The organism is Microbacterium sp. 3J1, from assembly GCF_001049495.1.
Taxonomy (GTDB): domain Bacteria; phylum Actinomycetota; class Actinomycetes; order Actinomycetales; family Microbacteriaceae; genus Microbacterium.
Genome location: NZ_CDWI01000008.1, coordinates 217,853 through 233,222 on the forward strand (window position 1 = coordinate 217,853; position 15,370 = coordinate 233,222).

Sequence of the window (15,370 nt, forward strand, 5' to 3'; positions counted from 1 at the left end):
CGAGCCTACGCCCGCATCCCCGTCGCCGGGACCTCAGTCCTCCGCGACTGCCAGGGTCACGGCAGCCTCGACGTGCAGTGCGGTCGTCGGGAAGACCGGAACCGCCGAGTCGGCCGCGGACACGAGCAGCTCGATCTCGGTGCAGCCGAGGATGATGCCTTCCGCGCCCTGAGCGATCAGGCGCTCGATGACCTCGGCCAGGCGCTGTCGGGACTGCTCGCGGATCACCCCGTGCACGAGCTCGTTGTAGATCACCGAGTGCACGGCCTGTCGATCGTCGGCATCCGGGACCAGGGTGCGGATGCCGTACGCGGCGAGGCGCTCGGCGTAGAACGGCTGCTCCATCGTGAATGCCGTGCCGAGCAGGCCCACGGTGGTCAGTCCGGCGGAGGTCACGGCCGAGGCCGCGACGTCGGCGATGTGCAGGAACGGGATGCCGACGGCATCCTGGATCTGCTCGGCGACGAGGTGCATCGTGTTCGTGCACAGGACGAGCAGCTCGGCGCCGGCGCTCTCGAGCGCCCGAGCGCGGTCAGCCAGAAGCTGCCCCGCGGCATCCCAGTCGCCCTGCGCCTGCATGGCTTCGATCTCGGCGAAGTCGACCGAGTCGAGGACGATCTTCGCCGAGTGGTGACCGCCGAGCAGGTCGCGCACCCGCTCGTTCGCGAGGCGATACCACTCGAGAGACGATTCCCAGCTCATGCCGCCGAGCACGCCGATGGTCTTCACGATCTGGTCTCCCGAATCCTGCTCGATCTGCCGAGCGACACCTAGGGTATCGGCCGGGCGGTCTCCTCGAGAGCAAGTTCGACAGCAGGTTCTTCCGGCGTGAAGTCGATCACGGCGATGTGCATCTGCCGGGCGGTCAGATCGGCGTTCCACGCATGGAAGGCGATGCGATCCCGCCCGTCCGGTCCCACGACGAGCGAGTTGTGGCCGGGCCCCATCAACGAGGGGCCCGATTCCAGCAGCGCCGGGGCGGATGCCGGGGCAGGCGTCCAGGGACCGAGCGGTGTCGGGGACGAGGCCCATGACACCGCGTAGCCCGGGCCGGTCCACGCCCCGCCCGAGAACGTCATCCAGTACCTGTCGTGACGCCGCACGACCGACGGGCCCTCCAGGGTGTGCCAGTCGTGGATCCCGCCGTACATCGGGCGGTCGCGCTCGTAGATCTGCCAGTCCGCGTACGGCTCCAGCACCGACCGCGACCCCTCGAGCCGAGCGGGTTCGGGCAGGCACGCCACCGCGAGGTGCGTACCGGCACGCTCCGCGTCGAGCACGTCGCGCGCGAAGTAGAGGTACCACTGGCCGTCGTCGTCCTGGAACGGATGCGGGTCGATCGCGAACGACTCGTCGGGTGTGAGATTCACGCCGAGGTCGACGAACGGGCCCGTCGGATGCTCGGCGCGAGCCACCCGCAGGTGATGGCCGCGGATGCCGTGCCCGACCGAGTAGTACATCCACCACGCCCCGTCGCGGACGCACACCTCCGGAGCCCAGTACTCGTCGCCCGTCTCGGGCGCCATCCGCCTCAGCGCGAGACCCGCGCTCCGCCAGGTCGCGAGATCGTCGGAGAGCAGGACCTCGAACGCGGCCTCCGCCGACGTGCTCTCGGGGTTGGTGCCGTACGCCGCGTAGCCGCCGCCCGCAAGGCGCAGCACGAACGGATCGGCGAAGTATCCGTCGTGCACGGGCCGAGCGAGCGAGGAGGCGTCCTCCTCGGCGGCGGTCACTCCCATGGCCTGACCCCTCCGGGTCCGACCATGATCCGGCGCAGCTCCTCGACCGGGAGCTTGGGCACCCGATCGGCTCCCACGAGACCGTTCGTCTCCTGCAGGGTGTCGGTCAGCTGGGTGTAGCAGAACCCGGCCAGCACAGGACTCGCGTGCACCGCCGTCATCAGTGAGCCCAGGCGCTGCCCGAAGTCCTCCGACGAGCCGGCACTCGTGTAGCCCCAGGCGTTCTCGGTGTGATGGACGTCGAACGAGATCCCCCCGAACTCGGTGAGCATCACGGGCCGGTCGCTGACGTCCCCGCTGAGCACGAGCCGTCGCCCTGCCGGTCCGATGCCGGCGATCATCTCGTCGACGGCGGCGCGGTCGGCGTATCGGGCGCGCATCACGTCGCCGTCGCCCTCGTAGTCGTGGATCGCCACGATGTCGGTGTCGGCCTGCTCCCATCCGTCGTTGGAGACGACGGGCCGCGTGGAGTCGAGCGCCTTCGTGAGGTGCACCAGCGCGAGGGCATGGTGCAGCATCCGGCTGTCGCGGGCGATGTGCTGCACGCCCCAGCTCTCGTTGAGCGGCACCCACGTGACGATCGACGGATGCGAGAAGTCGCGGTGCACGATCTCGAGCCACTCGCGCACGGTGCGCTCGACGGCCGTCGACGTGAAGGCGAACGGGGCGGGTGCCTCGGCCCACACCATGAGCCCCAGGCGGTCGGCCCAGAACAGGAACCGCGGGTCCTCGAACTTCTGGTGCACCCTCGCCGCGGTGAACCCGAGCTCCTTGATGAGCTCGACCTCCTCGCGCAGGGCGTCAGCCGAGGGGGCGGCGATGTGCGTCTCGGGCCAGTACCCCTGGCTGAGCACGGAGCGCACGAAGCGCGGTCGGTCGTTGAGGTGGAAGAGGCGGCGGTCCACGGCTGCGGATCGGAGCCCGAGGTAGGACGAGACCGCATCGACGGGAACGTCGGCCTGAGAGATCCGCACCGTCGCGTCGACGAGTCGCGGATTCTCGGGCGACCACAGCAGCTCCTCGTACGCCTGGCCGTTCATCTGAGCGGGAAGAGGGATGTCGACCTCGACCTCCGCCTCGCCCTCGTGGACGAGGGTGGAGGTGCGCGCGAGCAGCGTGTCGCCGTGGCGGAGCTCGATCTCGACGGCGCCGTCGTCGGTGGGCGGTGAGGCCAGACCGACGCGGGCGTGCACTCGTGCGGAGGTGAGGTCGGTGCGCCAGTGGATCCAGTCGATCGCCGGGCCTGCGGGCACGGACTCGAGCCAGACCGGCTGCCAGATCCCGCTCGTGCGGTGGTACCAGATGGCGTGCGGGTCGTCTCGCCAGTCCTGCTTGCCGCGGGGCTGCGCGACGTCGGTGGCGCGATCCTCGGCGCGAACGATGATGTCGCCGCCGTCGGCGTTGCGCAGCGCATCCGTGATGTCCACCGAGAACGGCGTGTGCCCGCCTTCGTGCGATCCGACCCGCTGTCCGTCGACCCACACGTCGGCGCGATAGTCGACGGCGCCGAAGCGCAGCATGAGCCGACGCCCGTCGCGGTGACCCGCGGCGGAGAGGTGGTCGCGGGTGAGAGCCCGGTGGTACCAGAGGATGTCATGGGGCCGGGGGTCGGCCACCTCGGAGGCCGGCGACTCGGGAGGGAAGGGCACGACGATCGAGGACTCGAACGACGGGTCGTCGAACCACCGCTCGCGGAGGCCGCGATCGTCGTCATCGAACGCGAACCCCCATCGACCGCTCAGATCGCTCCAGTCTCCGCGGACCAGCTGCGGACGCGGGTGGGTGCCATCGCCCTGGCTCGCGACGGGAGGGACCGATGGATCATTACTCAGCATGCGGTCAAGCATGCATGAATTGTTCAGCGCTGTAAACTACCGGGGATCGGCGCGGCGGGCGCGCTCTCGCGGACCTCGAGCCGGTGGTCCACCAGTTCGTGGCGGCCGACCCCCGCGAATCCCTCGATGCGCTCGGCGAGCATCTCGACCGCCCGCCGGGCCAGTCCCTCGAGATCGGGGGCGATCGTGGTGAGGCTGGGATACGTCACCCGGCTGAGCTCGATGTTGTCCCAGCCGGTGACGGCGACGTCCTCGGGCACGTGGCGCCCGCGCTCCTGGAGCGCGCGCAGCGCGCCGATGGCGGCGAGGTCGTCACGGCAGACCAGGCCGTCGATGTCCGCTCCCGCATCCAGCGCCCGCCCGATGCCGTCCACGGCGCCCGAGGGGGAGATCTCCCGGCTGGCGAACAGCAGTCCGGGGTCGGGCCGAAGACCCGCATCCTCCAGCGCCTGCTGGTATCCCGCGATGCGCTGCATCGACGTCGACGACAGCTCCTGCGGCTCGTGGCCGGCGAACCCGATCCGGCGCCGCCCGAGCGCCACCAGGTGCGTGGTGGCGGCCCTGGCGGCCTCGAAGTTGTCGATCATCACGCGATCCACGGGCAGAGGCGCCGCTCCCTCACCGAGGATCACGATCGGGAGCTCGCTCCGGTGGCGTGAGATCTCTGCCGACGACATCGCCGACGGCTGGAACAGCATCCCGTCGACCATGCCGGATTCGGAGCCCGCCAGAACCGCCCGCTCGCCCTCGAGGGTGCCGTCGGTCTCCTCCAGCAGCACGCGGTAGCCGGCCTTGCCCGCAGCCGCCGACACCGCTCGCGAGAGCTCGGCGAAGTACGGCAGCGCCACGTTGGCGAACGCGAGTGCCAGCAGGCCCGTTCGCCCGGTCGCGAGTCGTCTGCCCATGAGGTTCGGCCGGTAGCCCAGCTCGTCGATGGCCCGCTGCACCCGGTCGCGGGTCGACACGCTGACGTGCTCATAGCCCCGCACGACGTTCGACACGGTCTTCATCGAGACCCCGGCGAGCTCCGCGACATCCTGCAAGCGCACACCCATGTGGTCTCCAACCGGTCACGATCACGTCACGGATGAATATACCTTGACAACAAAATTCCAGCGCTGTAAATTTCGAACACGACTGGGATACCCGGTCTTCCCGCTCCGGATCACCGGAGGCACTCAAAGGAGAGCAATCACATGAACAAGCCGTGGGCTCGCCGGGCGACAGGTGCAGCACTCGCACTCGCCATCGGCATCACAGCGTCCGGATGCGCGGCATCCGGCGGCAATGGCGGCGGTGCCGTCTCGGGCGACGGGGAGTACACCGGTCCCGACGTCGAGATCACCTTCTGGCATGGCTGGACAGGGGGAGCGGCCCCGAAGATCGTGCCCGAGCTCATCGAGGAGTTCAACGCCGAGCACGACAACATCACCGTCAAGGCCGTGCCGCAGGAGTGGGCCGACATCATCGCGAAGATGCCGCTCGCCATCAAGGCGGGCAAGGGGCCGGACGTCGCCGTCCTCCACGGAGACGACCTGGCGACCTATGCGGCGCAGAATCTGCTGCTCGACGCCGGGGGCATCGTCGACGGGCTCGGCTACGCGGCCGACGACTTCCCGCAGAGCGTGTTCGACAAGGGCAACTACGACGACACCCAGTACGCCGTGCCGTGGAGCGTCACGCCCCTCGGCCTGTACGCCAACAAGTCGGTGCTCGCGAAGGCGGGCATCACCGAGATCCCGACCGACGAGGCGTCGTACCTCGCGGCCCTCGAGGCGCTCAAGGGCGTCGGCGTCGCCGGCGAGTGGGTCGACGGCTACGTCTTCACCGGCACCTTCGAGTTCCAGAGCCTGATCTGGCAGTTCGGCGGCGACCTGTACAACGAGGACGTCACGGAGGCGACGTTCAACGACGAGGCGGGCGTGAAGGCGCTGACCTGGATGACCGACATGGTCGAGAAGGGCTACAGCCCCGCGAACGTCGCCCAGGACGGCAACATCAAGGCGCTGATCGCCGGAGAGACCGCCTTCAACTGGAACGGCGTGTGGCAGACCACCAACACCGCCTTCGACGACCTCGACTGGACCGCGGCGGTCGTGCCGCAGATCGGCGAGGAGAAGGCCGTGTGGTCGAGTTCCACGCACTGGGTGTTCCCGTCGAACAAGGGCCAGGACCCCGACGAGACGGCTGCAGCGGCGGTCTTCGTCAAGTGGATGAACGACAACTCGCTCGGCTGGGCCGAGACGGGCGAGCTCCCCGCGGCGAACTCCGTCCGCGAGGACCCGGAGCTCCTGTCGACCTACCCGAACCTCGCTCCGTTCATGGAGCAGCTGGAGTACGCGCACTACGAGACGGTCTCCCCCGGCATCACGGAGGCCAACGCGCAGATCACGCTCGCGCTGAACGAGGCCCTCACCGGCAAGAAGGACCCGAAGACCGCGCTCGACGACGCGGCGGCGAAGGCCGACCAGATCCTCGAGCAGAACCGGGCGAAGTACGGTGACTGACACCGCCACGCTCGTCGCCCCCCCGCGCAGCAGCGCTGGGGGGCGACGCCCTCGCACCTCGACGGGTTCTCCGTCGTCGCGTCGGAGCACTCTGACGGCCTATCTGTTCCTCGCGCCGTTCCTCGTGCTCTTCCTCACGTTCGTCGCCGGTCCCGGCATCTTCGGCATCTGGATGAGCCTGACCAACTGGAGTCCGTTCCGCGACGTCCAGGAGTTCGTGGGCTTCCAGAACTACATCGACCTGTTCACCCCGGGCAACGTGCTCTCCAGCGACTTCTGGAAGTCGATGAGCGTCACCGGGCTCTTCATCGTGATCAGCGTCCCGTTCCTCGTCGTCATCCCGCTGCTGGTCGCGATCCTCTTGAACCAGCGCATCCGCGCGGCGACCACCTTCCGCACGATCTTCTTCGCCCCCTACGTGCTGGGCGTCGCCGTCATCGGCGTGATCTGGGGATACATCTTCGACACGCAGTCCGGCATCCTGAACCACCTGCTCGGCCTCATCGGGCTCCCGGGCGACATCCCCTGGACCGTCGACGTCCCCTGGGTGTGGGTCTCCATCGTCGGAGTCACCGTCTGGTGGACCATGGGCCTCAACACGATCATCTTCCTCGCCGGCCTCAAGGGCATCAACGGCGACCTGTACGAAGCGGCCTCGCTCGACGGCGCCGGCACGATGAGGAAGTTCTCCAGCGTCACGCTCCCCGGACTGCGGCCGGTCATGACGTTCATCACCACCACCACGATCCTCGCGTCGGCGAACATGTTCGGTCAGTCGTACCTCCTCACCAAGGGAGGGCCGGGCACCGAGACGAAGACCGTCATCATGTACATCGCCGATCAGGGCCTGTCGCAGAACAACATGGCGCCGGCCGCGGCGATGAGCTACATCCTGTTCCTCGCGCTCGCGATCGTCAGCGTCATCAACTTCCGGCTGCAGCGCGAACGAGTCGAGAAGGCGTCATGACCACAGCATCCGTCCAGAGACCCGCCGTCCGTCGACCGTCCGCCCGCCGCCTGTGGGGGAGGGCCGCTCTCTACGCCATCCTCATCGCCCTCGCCCTGGTGATCGTCCTCCCGCTCGTCTGGATGCTGATCACCTCGTTCAAGACCGATGCGGATGCGATCAGGTCGCCCTTCTCGCTGCCCGATCCGTTCTCGATCGAGGCCTACCAGAGCCTGCTCGGCTCGGGTGAGCAGCCGATCTTCCTCTGGGTGTGGAACAGCTTCGCCGCGGCGACGCTGCAGACCGTGCTGATCCTCGTCACTGCATCCATGGGTGCCTACGCGCTGGCACGACTCGAGTTCGCGGGAAAGAAGATCGTCTTCGGCGTGATCATCGCGACGCTCCTCGTCCCCCCGGTCGTGTTTCTCATCCCGAACTATCTGATCGTCCAGAATCTCGGGTGGCTCGACACGATCTGGGCCATCACCGTGCCCGGCGCCGCCGGGGCCTTCGGGATCTTCTTCCTCAGGCAGTTCTTCGTCGGCCTGCCGCCCGAGATCGAGGAGGCCGCGCGGATCGACGGAGCCGGCGACATCCGCATCTTCCTGCAGGTCGTCCTCCCGCTCGCGCGACCCGCCCTGGCGACGCTCGCCGTGCTGTCGTTCCTCGGCAACTGGAACGACTTCCTCTGGCCGGTGTACGTGCTGCTGAGCCCCGAGAACCTCACGCTGCAGCCCGGCCTCAGCCAACTTCAGGGTGCGTACTCGACCCACTTCGCGATCGTCATGGCGGGTGCGGTGATCGCGTCGGTCCCCGTCCTGATCCTCTTCGCCATCGCGCAGCGGCAGATCGTCGAATCCGTGGCGGGATCGGCGGTCAAGGGATGACGGATGCCGTCGCGAGGCGCGGCGTCGCCGTCGCCGGCCTCCTCGCGCTCGCGGCGGCCGGTCTTCTCGGATGCTCCGCCGAGGCCGAACTCGAACCCGAACCCGTGGTCGAGCGTGCCCCGTTCCTCATCGATCAGGACTTCGCCGATCCCGACGTGGTCGCAGCCGACGGGGGATACGTCGCCTTCGCCACCGAGAACCAGGGGGCGAACGTGCAGTTCGCCACGTCGACGGACCTGTCCTCCTGGGACGTGTCGACCGACGACGCGCTGCCCGTGCTCCCCGCCTGGGCGAATGCGGGGCGCACCTGGGCGCCGGACGTCTCGGCGCGAGCAGACGGGACCTTCGTGATGTACTTCTCCGCGGAGCATGCCGCCTCCGGGAGGCAGTGCATCGGGGCCGCCACCTCCGCGTCGGTGACGGGTCCGTACGTCGCCGTCGGCGAGCAGCCGATGGTGTGTCCGCTCGACGAGGGCGGGGCGATCGATCCCGCCGCCTTCGTCGAGGACGACGGGTCGCGGTTCCTCGTGTGGAAGAACGACGGCAACTGCTGCGAGCTCGACACCTGGATCCAGATCGCGCCGGTCTCGGCGGACGGCACACAGCTGACGGGGCCGTCGAGCCGACTGGTCATGCAGACCGAGGACTGGGAGGGCCACCTGGTGGAGGCTCCCGTGCTGGTCGAGCGCGACGGCACCTACGCGCTGCTCTACTCGGCGAACGACTACGGCTCGGAGGACTACGCGGTCGGGGTGGCGACGGCCTCGTCGCTGCTCGGACCGTTCGAGAAGGAGCCGGATCCGATCCTCTCGACCTCCTCCACCGACGACCGCTACCTCGGGCCGGGGGGTCAGGACGTCGTCTCCACGCCCGACGGCGACATGCTCGTCTTCCACGGCTGGGACGACCTCTTCATCTACCGCGGGCTCGCCGCCCTCCCGTTGGAGTGGGACGGCGGCACACCGTCCGTCCGACTCCCCACCACCGACTGACACCGACTGACACCGAAGGATGCCTTTCATGGACGATCGCACGCAGGCTGTTGCGCACACCCCCGACGTGACGACGCTCGACCCGGACACGGCGTCGACCGTCGCCGCGCTGTACGACGCGGGGGTCGATGCCCGACGCGGACTGTTCAGCAGCGAGTGGGCCGACCGGCTCCGGGAGGACATCGAGGTCGCGTACGCAGAGGCGCTCGGGCGGCCCGGCGGCGCGGTGGGCCGAGGGACGAACCGGCACTACGTCGAGATCCATCCCGAGCAGATGCGCGGATGGCTGGACCTCGTGGACCACCCGTGGGTGCGTGAGGTCTGCACCGCGGTCCTCGGGCCCGACTACGAGATCGTGGAGCTCGGGTTCGACGTGCCCAACGCCGGCGCGAAGGATCAGCCCTGGCATCGGGACTTCCCCATGCCGACGGAGACCGCCGAGGAGGGCAGGTTGACCTCGCTGGCGTTCAACGTGACCGCGGTCGACACCGAAGAGGACATGGGCCCCTTCGAGATCGCGCCGACCACGCAGTGGGACCTCCCCGTCGACTTCGAGCACGGGATGTTCCCGGTGGCGGCGCTGTACCCGCGCTTCGAGGGCCTCGCGGTGCGGAAGTACCCGCAGCGCGGCGATGTCTCGGTGCGCTCGGCCCTCACGATCCATCGCGGTACGGCGAACACGTCGTCGAAGGCGCGACCCGTTCTCGTCCTCGGCGTCGACGCGCCGGGAGCAGGCAACGCCGAGCACCACGACATGGCGGTGACTCGAGGGTTCTACGAGTCGCTTCCCCCGCGTGTGCAGCGGCATCTCGCCTGCCCGATCGTCGAGGAGCTCACGCCGATCACCCAGCGACACTCCATCGAGGGCCTGATGATGGGCGACGCCTGATCGTCAGGCGCTGACCGTCGCGCCCTGCAGGGCGTGCACGACGGGTGCGAGCTCCGGCTGCTCGACGGCATCGCCGAGGGTGCGCTCGAGGGTCTCGTCGTGGATCGGATGCGCGCGCTCGAACAGCTCCCGCCCCGCGGCCGTGAGCTCGGTGTAGATGCCGCGGCGGTCGTCGGCGCACAGGATGCGGGTGAGCAGCCCCCGGTCTTCGAGGCGGGTCACCAGCCGGGTCGTCGCACTCGGGCTCAGCGCCGTCGCCCTGGCGAGCTGCTGCATCCGCATGTGCCAGCCGTCCTGCCGGCTGAGGGCGTCGAGCACGGTGTACTCGACGACGGAAAGGCCGACGGAGGCGCCGAGGGCGCGCTCGAGCTCGGCCTCGATGATGCCGTGGAGAGCGGCCAGTGTGCGCCAGCCACGCGCGCGGATCTCGACGGCGTCGTCCGAGATGCCCATGGGACCTCCAAGTAGTTGTTTGCGCGGGATACTTGCGTGTGCAATGATTATCCCTCCTGACGCAATATCCCGCGTCTGCAACTATCTTACCAGAGCACCTCGGAGCACACCCATGCCACTCGGACTCATCGCACTCGCCATCGGCGCCTTCGGGATCGGACTCACCGAGTTCGTGATCATGGGACTCCTGCCCGAGGTCGCCGCGGACTTCGGGGTCACCGAGGCCACGGCAGGGTGGCTCATCTCGGGCTACGCCCTGAGCGTGGTCGTCGGCGCGCTCGGTCTGACCGCCGCGACCACGCGACTGCCGCGCAAACCCGTGCTGCTGGGTCTCGTCGTGCTGTTCGTCGCGGGCAACGCGCTCACGGCTCTGGCCCCCGACTACTCGGTCGCCATGATCGGCCGCATCATCGCGGCGCTCTGCCACGGCGCGTTCTTCGGCATCGGATCCGTCGTCGCGGCCGATCTCGTCGCACCCGAGAAGAAGGGCCGTGCGATCGCGATCATGTTCACCGGGCTCACCGCCGCCAACGTGTTCGGCGTTCCGTTCGGCACGTTCCTCGGTCAGCAGTTCGGCTGGCGGTCGACGTTCTGGGTGATCTCGGCCATCGGCGTGATCGCGTTCGCCGGCATCGCGGTTCTCGTCACCGCTCCGAAGACGACCGGCGCGCAGGTGAGCATCCGCAGCGAGCTCCGGGCGTTCCGCTCGGGCCAGGTGTGGCTCTCGCTGGTGGTGACCGCCCTCGCGTTCGGCGGCATGTTCGGAGCGTTCACCTACATCGCCTACACGCTCACCGGAGTCACCGGCTTCGCCGACACCACCGTACCGTGGCTCCTCGTGCTCTTCGGCGTCGGTCTCGTGGCGGGCAACTGGATCGGCGGACGCCTGGCAGACCACTCGATCGACCGCACGCTTCTGGCGTTCATCGCGGCGCTGGTGGTCGTGCTCGTCCTCTTCGGCTTCTTCGCGGGGTCGCAGCCGGCGACCATCGCGATCCTCGTGCTCATGGGGGCGTTCGGGTTCGGCACCGTGCCAGGGCTTCAGAGCCGCGTCATGCAGTACGCCGGCGGAGCGCCGACCCTCGCCTCCGGCGCGAACATCGGCGCGTTCAACGTCGGCAACGCCCTCGGCGCGTGGGCTGGGGGCCTGGGGATCGCCGCAGGACTCGGATACACCTCGCCCATCTGGATCGGCGCCGCGATCACGGCATCCGCCCTCGTCGTCATGGTGGTCGCGGCGGTCCTCGCGCGGCGGCCCGCGACGGTGGTCACGGGGACCCTGCAGACCGTCACTGCGCGCGCATGAACTCCTCGGCGGCCGCGACCTGCTCGTCGGACGGGCGGATGCCGGTGTAGAGCACGAACTGCTCGAGCGCCTGCAGCGTGGCCACCTCGGCGCCCGTGATCACCGTCTTGCCGGCTGCGCGTCCGGCGGCGATGAGCGGCGTCTCGGCGGGCAGCGCGACGACGTCGAACACGACCGAGGCGGCGGCGATCTGCTCGTCCGAGAACGACGACGTGTGCTCCTCTGCGCCGCCCGCCATGCCGATCGGCGTGATGTTCACGATGATGTCGGCGGTCGCGTCCTCGGCATCCGCGATCCAGGCGAAGTCGTAGAGATCTGCCAGGGCGCGTCCGCGCTCCTCGTTGCGTGCGGCGATCGTGACGCGGGTGAAGCCCGCATCGCGGAAAGCCGCCGCCGTCGCCTTCGCCATGCCGCCCGAGCCGCGCAGCAGCACCGATGACGTCGCGTCGAGTCCGTTGCGCTCGATGAGCTGGGCGATCGCGCTGTAGTCGGTGTTGTACGCCGTGAGCACCCCGTCGTCGTTCACGATCGTGTTGACGGAGTCGATGGCCGTGGCCGAGGGGTCCATGTGATCGACGAGCGCGATCACGTCCTCCTTATAGGGCATCGAGATCGCGCATCCGCGGATGCCGAGTCCGCGCACGCCGGCGATCGCCTGACCCAGATCCGTCGGCGCGAAGGCCTTGTAGATCCAGTTCAGCCCCAGCGACTCGTAGAGGAAGTTGTGGAAGCGCGTGCCGTTGTTGCTCGGTCTCGCCGAGAGCGAGATGCACAGCGTCATGTCCTTGTTCAGCATGGTCACCGTCTCAGGCTACTCGCGCGCAGATGCGGTGCCGATGCGGGCGGAAGCTTCTCGCGATCGCGACCTCTCGTCAACCCCCTGTGGCGCACGGGGAGCGCCTCACTTAGGGTGTAGGGGCATGCACAGGGGATTGATCGCCTCCGTCCACCCCAGACGACGGGCTGCCTTCCCCAGAGGCACGGCGATCCGTGCATGCGATTGGGCCCCCTCGAGTCGCTCAGTCCCCACTGGGCCGCTCGAGGGGGCCGCTATCGCGGGGTTTCTCAACTTTTTTCGGACTTTGTCCCCCAAATGGGGGACAGGAGGTCGAGCGAGGGGTTACGCTGGTATCTGACGCACCCTCCGGTCGTCTTCGGCCCTCATCGCTCCCCCCGCGGTGAGGGCCACACCATTTTTCGGGGCCTCTGCGAATGCTCGTCGCCGGCGCCATGTGACACGAGATGACCCCTCATGCAACATTTGGGTTACGGGCTGAAATCAGGACTTCCGCTCTGCGCGTGCTCCACTAGCGTGGGTCTCGTCGGTGCTACCTGCGTCGGCTTCTTTCTCAGCAGAACAGGCAGTACATGAGCACCCAGGGCACGGTCAAGTGGTTCAACTCGGAGAAGGGCTTCGGCTTCATCTCCCCCGACGACGGCGGCGCTGACGTCTTCGCGCACTACTCCGCCATCCAGTCATCCGGCTACCGCTCTCTCGAAGAGAACCAGCGGGTCGAGTTCGACGTCGCGCAGGGCCCCAAGGGCCTGCAGGCCGAGAACATCCGTCCGGTCTGAGGCAGGACGAACTCGGAACTCCCTGACCGGGGGTCTGCACCATGTGCGGCCCTCCGGCAGGGAGTTCTGTGCTTTGCGGGGCTGTCTTTCTCGCGGCAGCGCTCGAGGCGACGCACCCTGTGGGGCGGAGAACTCCCTGTGGGGCGGAGGCCCTGGGCCAGGAACTCCGCCCAATGCGTGGTTCTCCGCCCGACGCGGGGGCTCCCGTCACGCATCCTGATGACGCACCTGTGGGGGCGCCGGGGCGATGCATCCGTCCTCAGGCTTGGGTGATGCGCCTGGGGGCGGGCCCGTGACTCGTGCCGCCGGGTGACGCACCCTGCTGTGCCGAGTGACGCACCCTGTTGTGCCGAGCGACGCACCCCGTGTGGCGGAGAACTCCCTGTGGGGCGGATACCCTCGGCCGGGAACTCCGCCCCACGCGTGATTCTCCGCCCGACGCGCGGGGGCTCAGCGACGCATCCTGATGACGCACGTGTCTGCGCCCCGGCATTGCGCACCTCGTGCGGCGGAGAACTCCCTGTGGGGCGGATGCTCTTGGCCAGGGACTCCGCCCGACGCGTGGTTCTCCGCCCGACGCGTGCGGGGCTCCGGTCACGCACCCGGAGGACACACGTGTCTGCGCTCCGGCATGGCGGACCTCGTTGGGCGGAGAACTCCCTGTGGGGCGGATGCTCTGGGCCGGGAACTCCGCCCCAGACGTAGATATCCGCCCGACGCGGGGCAGGCGGGCACGCAGGGCGCGGGGCAGGGGCAGGGGTCGCGGGCAGGGGGGGCACGCCGGAGCGGCGCGCCGGAGGCGGCCCGAGGCTCAGTCGAGCAGCAGGTCCCGAAGCTCGTCGACGGATGCCGCACGGAAGGCGGCCTCGTCGCCTTCGTCAGGGTTGCTGAAGCCCCACCCGACGAAGATCACGGGGACGCCGTTCGCGTTGCCCCCGGCGACGTCGTGATGCCGATCGCCGATGAGCACCGGTCGCGAGACATCCACCCCGTGCTCGGCCAGCCGTCGCAGCGCCTCGGCCACGATGTCCGTCTTCGAGGCGAGCGTCGCCTCGTCGGGAGTCGCTCCGACGGTCGTGAGGAAGTACGGGCGCAGACCGAAGTGGTCGACGATGGCGTCGACCTGGATCTCCGGCTTCGAGCTCGCCGTCGCCTGAGGCACGCCGCCGTCGTGCAGGTCCCTGATGAGCTCGGGAATCCCCGGGTAGGTCGCGACATCGGTGGTGTAGCCGTCGGCCTTGCCGAGCGTGCGGTAGAAGGCGACGGCCTCGGTCGCCTGTTCGGGGGTCATCCCCGCCTGCGACTGGAACGACTGGAACATGGGCGGACCGATCCAGTGCACCAGCTCCTCGCGCGTCGGGGCCGGGTGCCCGAAGTGGGTGAGCGCGACGTTGAGCCGGCGGAGGATGCCGACCGAGGCGTCGACGATGGTGCCGTCGACGTCCCAGAGCACGCAGGAGTATGGGGAATCAGCCATGTCCTTCACCCTATGGGCACGGGGAGCGTGCCCGGAAAACGGTGGGAGGACGTGCACCGACGAGAGGCTCAGAAGAGTCGGGGGATGCCGGACTCGATGCCCTTCATGTCGTCGTAGTCGAGCACGAGGCAGCGGATGCCGCGATCCTCGGCGAGCACACGCGCCTGCGGCTTGATCTCCTGAGCGGCGAAGACGCCCTGCACCGGAGAGAGGTGCGGGTCGCGGCCGAGCAGCTCGAGGTAGCGGGTGAGCTGCTCGACGCCGTCGATGTCGCCGCGGCGCTTGACCTCCACCGCGATGGCCACGCCGTCGGCATCCCGCACGAGGAGGTCGACCGGACCGATGGCCGTGGGGTACTCACGGCGCACGAGGGTCGCGCCGTCGGAGATGAGATCCACCTGCTCGGCGAGCAGACGCTGCAGGTCGGCCTCGACGCCGTCCTTCTGCAGACCCGGATCGACGCCGAGGTCGTGGTTCGAGTCGTGGAGGATCTCGTAGATCTGCACGCGCAGCGCGTCGCCGGTCTTCTTGTGCGTGACGCGCCAGACCTCGACGACTCCGGCGATCGCCTCCTCCTCGCCCGGCTCCTCGGGGGAGAGCGAGCAGGGAGGACTCATCCAGTTCAGCGGCTTGTAGCTGCCGCCGTCCGAGTGCACGAGCAGACTTCCGTCCCCCTTGTGCACGAGCAGACGCGTGGCGAGGGGAAGGTGGGCATTGAGCCGTCCGGTGTAGTCCACGGAGCAGCGGGCGATGACGAGACGCAC

At 68.8% G+C, this 15,370-nt stretch carries 15 protein-coding genes; 7 read left to right on the forward strand and 8 right to left on the reverse strand.

Features of this window, described 5'->3' with window-relative positions:
• Positions 1–33: 33 nt before the first annotated feature.
• From BN2660_RS06040 to BN2660_RS06055, 4 genes are read right to left on the reverse strand one after another with little or no spacing between them, the layout of a single operon-like run.
• Entirely contained in the window at positions 34–729 is a 696-nt protein-coding gene (locus BN2660_RS06040; protein ID WP_091228526.1) for an aspartate/glutamate racemase family protein, read from the reverse strand.
• Positions 730–770: 41 nt separating this feature from the next.
• Positions 771–1,739: a glycoside hydrolase family 43 protein gene (locus BN2660_RS06045; protein ID WP_091228529.1), complete on the reverse strand. Its 969-nt coding sequence runs from the start codon at positions 1,737–1,739 to the stop codon at positions 771–773.
• Positions 1,730–3,586, reverse strand: coding sequence for a glycoside hydrolase family 2 protein (locus BN2660_RS06050; protein ID WP_255305052.1), 1,857 nt, complete (start codon positions 3,584–3,586; stop codon positions 1,730–1,732). The genes BN2660_RS06045 and BN2660_RS06050 overlap by 10 nt, the downstream gene beginning before the upstream one ends.
• Before the next feature lie 11 nt (positions 3,587–3,597).
• A complete protein-coding gene (locus BN2660_RS06055) occupies positions 3,598–4,629 on the reverse strand; it encodes a LacI family DNA-binding transcriptional regulator (protein ID WP_091228533.1) in 1,032 nt (343 codons plus the stop codon).
• Between the two features lie 141 nt (positions 4,630–4,770).
• On the opposite strand from BN2660_RS06055, the gene BN2660_RS06060 reads away from it, so the two are divergent.
• From BN2660_RS06060 to BN2660_RS06080, 5 genes are read left to right on the forward strand one after another with little or no spacing between them, the layout of a single operon-like run.
• Positions 4,771–6,081 carry an ABC transporter substrate-binding protein gene (locus BN2660_RS06060; protein WP_091228537.1) on the forward strand — a complete coding sequence of 437 codons (1,311 nt, stop codon included), beginning with the start codon at positions 4,771–4,773 and terminating at the stop codon, positions 6,079–6,081.
• Complete coding sequence (locus tag BN2660_RS06065; RefSeq protein WP_091228540.1) at positions 6,074–7,048, forward strand: carbohydrate ABC transporter permease; 975 nt, start codon at positions 6,074–6,076, stop codon at positions 7,046–7,048. Before BN2660_RS06060 ends, BN2660_RS06065 begins: the two co-directional genes overlap by 8 nt.
• Complete coding sequence (locus tag BN2660_RS06070) at positions 7,045–7,914, forward strand: carbohydrate ABC transporter permease (protein WP_091228545.1); 870 nt, start codon at positions 7,045–7,047, stop codon at positions 7,912–7,914. The genes BN2660_RS06065 and BN2660_RS06070 overlap by 4 nt, the downstream gene beginning before the upstream one ends.
• A complete protein-coding gene (locus BN2660_RS06075; protein WP_091228549.1) occupies positions 7,911–8,906 on the forward strand; it encodes a glycoside hydrolase family 43 protein in 996 nt (331 codons plus the stop codon). The genes BN2660_RS06070 and BN2660_RS06075 overlap by 4 nt, the downstream gene beginning before the upstream one ends.
• A gap of 28 nt (positions 8,907–8,934) precedes the next feature.
• Positions 8,935–9,795 carry a phytanoyl-CoA dioxygenase family protein gene (locus BN2660_RS06080; RefSeq protein ID WP_091228554.1) on the forward strand — a complete coding sequence of 287 codons (861 nt, stop codon included), beginning with the start codon at positions 8,935–8,937 and terminating at the stop codon, positions 9,793–9,795.
• A 3-nt stretch (positions 9,796–9,798) separates the two neighbouring features.
• Here the strand turns inward: BN2660_RS06080 and BN2660_RS06085 are convergent, their stop codons facing one another.
• Complete coding sequence (locus BN2660_RS06085) at positions 9,799–10,248, reverse strand: MarR family winged helix-turn-helix transcriptional regulator (protein WP_091228558.1); 450 nt, start codon at positions 10,246–10,248, stop codon at positions 9,799–9,801.
• A gap of 112 nt (positions 10,249–10,360) precedes the next feature.
• On the opposite strand from BN2660_RS06085, the gene BN2660_RS06090 reads away from it, so the two are divergent.
• Positions 10,361–11,554 (forward strand): MFS transporter, encoded by a 1,194-nt coding sequence (locus tag BN2660_RS06090; RefSeq protein ID WP_091228560.1) that lies wholly within the window; start codon positions 10,361–10,363, stop codon positions 11,552–11,554.
• Here the strand turns inward: BN2660_RS06090 and BN2660_RS06095 are convergent.
• On the reverse strand, positions 11,538–12,335 hold the full coding sequence (locus BN2660_RS06095) for a shikimate 5-dehydrogenase (protein ID WP_255305062.1): 798 nt from the start codon (positions 12,333–12,335) through the stop codon (positions 11,538–11,540). The two genes, BN2660_RS06090 and BN2660_RS06095, sit on opposite strands and share 17 nt — an antisense overlap.
• A 587-nt stretch (positions 12,336–12,922) precedes the next feature.
• Between BN2660_RS06095 and BN2660_RS06100 the strand changes: the two genes are divergently transcribed.
• Entirely contained in the window at positions 12,923–13,129 is a 207-nt protein-coding gene (locus BN2660_RS06100; RefSeq protein ID WP_017203899.1) for a cold-shock protein, read from the forward strand.
• A gap of 811 nt (positions 13,130–13,940) precedes the next feature.
• On the opposite strand, the gene BN2660_RS06105 is transcribed toward BN2660_RS06100, so the two are convergent.
• Together BN2660_RS06105 and nucS are read right to left on the reverse strand one after the other, a co-directional pair.
• Positions 13,941–14,606 carry an HAD hydrolase-like protein gene (locus BN2660_RS06105; RefSeq protein ID WP_091228565.1) on the reverse strand — a complete coding sequence of 222 codons (666 nt, stop codon included), beginning with the start codon at positions 14,604–14,606 and terminating at the stop codon, positions 13,941–13,943.
• A 68-nt stretch (positions 14,607–14,674) separates the two neighbouring features.
• Positions 14,675–15,370: an endonuclease NucS gene (gene nucS, locus BN2660_RS06110; protein WP_091228568.1), complete on the reverse strand. Its 696-nt coding sequence runs from the start codon at positions 15,368–15,370 to the stop codon at positions 14,675–14,677.

Coding starts and splice junctions, on each gene's coding strand:
- BN2660_RS06045 (WP_091228529.1), bottom strand. CDS start 1,739: ATGGGAGTGACCGCCGCCGAGGAGGACGCCTCCTCGCTCGCTCGGCCC.
- BN2660_RS06050 (WP_255305052.1), bottom strand. CDS start 3,586: ATGCTTGACCGCATGCTGAGTAATGATCCATCGGTCCCTCCCGTCGCG.
- BN2660_RS06055 (WP_091228533.1), bottom strand. CDS start 4,629: ATGGGTGTGCGCTTGCAGGATGTCGCGGAGCTCGCCGGGGTCTCGATG.
- BN2660_RS06060 (WP_091228537.1), top strand. CDS start 4,771: ATGAACAAGCCGTGGGCTCGCCGGGCGACAGGTGCAGCACTCGCACTC.
- BN2660_RS06070 (WP_091228545.1), top strand. CDS start 7,045: ATGACCACAGCATCCGTCCAGAGACCCGCCGTCCGTCGACCGTCCGCC.
- BN2660_RS06075 (WP_091228549.1), top strand. CDS start 7,911: ATGACGGATGCCGTCGCGAGGCGCGGCGTCGCCGTCGCCGGCCTCCTC.
- BN2660_RS06080 (WP_091228554.1), top strand. CDS start 8,935: ATGGACGATCGCACGCAGGCTGTTGCGCACACCCCCGACGTGACGACG.
- BN2660_RS06085 (WP_091228558.1), bottom strand. CDS start 10,248: ATGGGCATCTCGGACGACGCCGTCGAGATCCGCGCGCGTGGCTGGCGC.
- BN2660_RS06090 (WP_091228560.1), top strand. CDS start 10,361: ATGCCACTCGGACTCATCGCACTCGCCATCGGCGCCTTCGGGATCGGA.
- BN2660_RS06095 (WP_255305062.1), bottom strand. CDS start 12,335: ATGACGCTGTGCATCTCGCTCTCGGCGAGACCGAGCAACAACGGCACG.
- BN2660_RS06100 (WP_017203899.1), top strand. CDS start 12,923: ATGAGCACCCAGGGCACGGTCAAGTGGTTCAACTCGGAGAAGGGCTTC.
- BN2660_RS06105 (WP_091228565.1), bottom strand. CDS start 14,606: ATGGCTGATTCCCCATACTCCTGCGTGCTCTGGGACGTCGACGGCACC.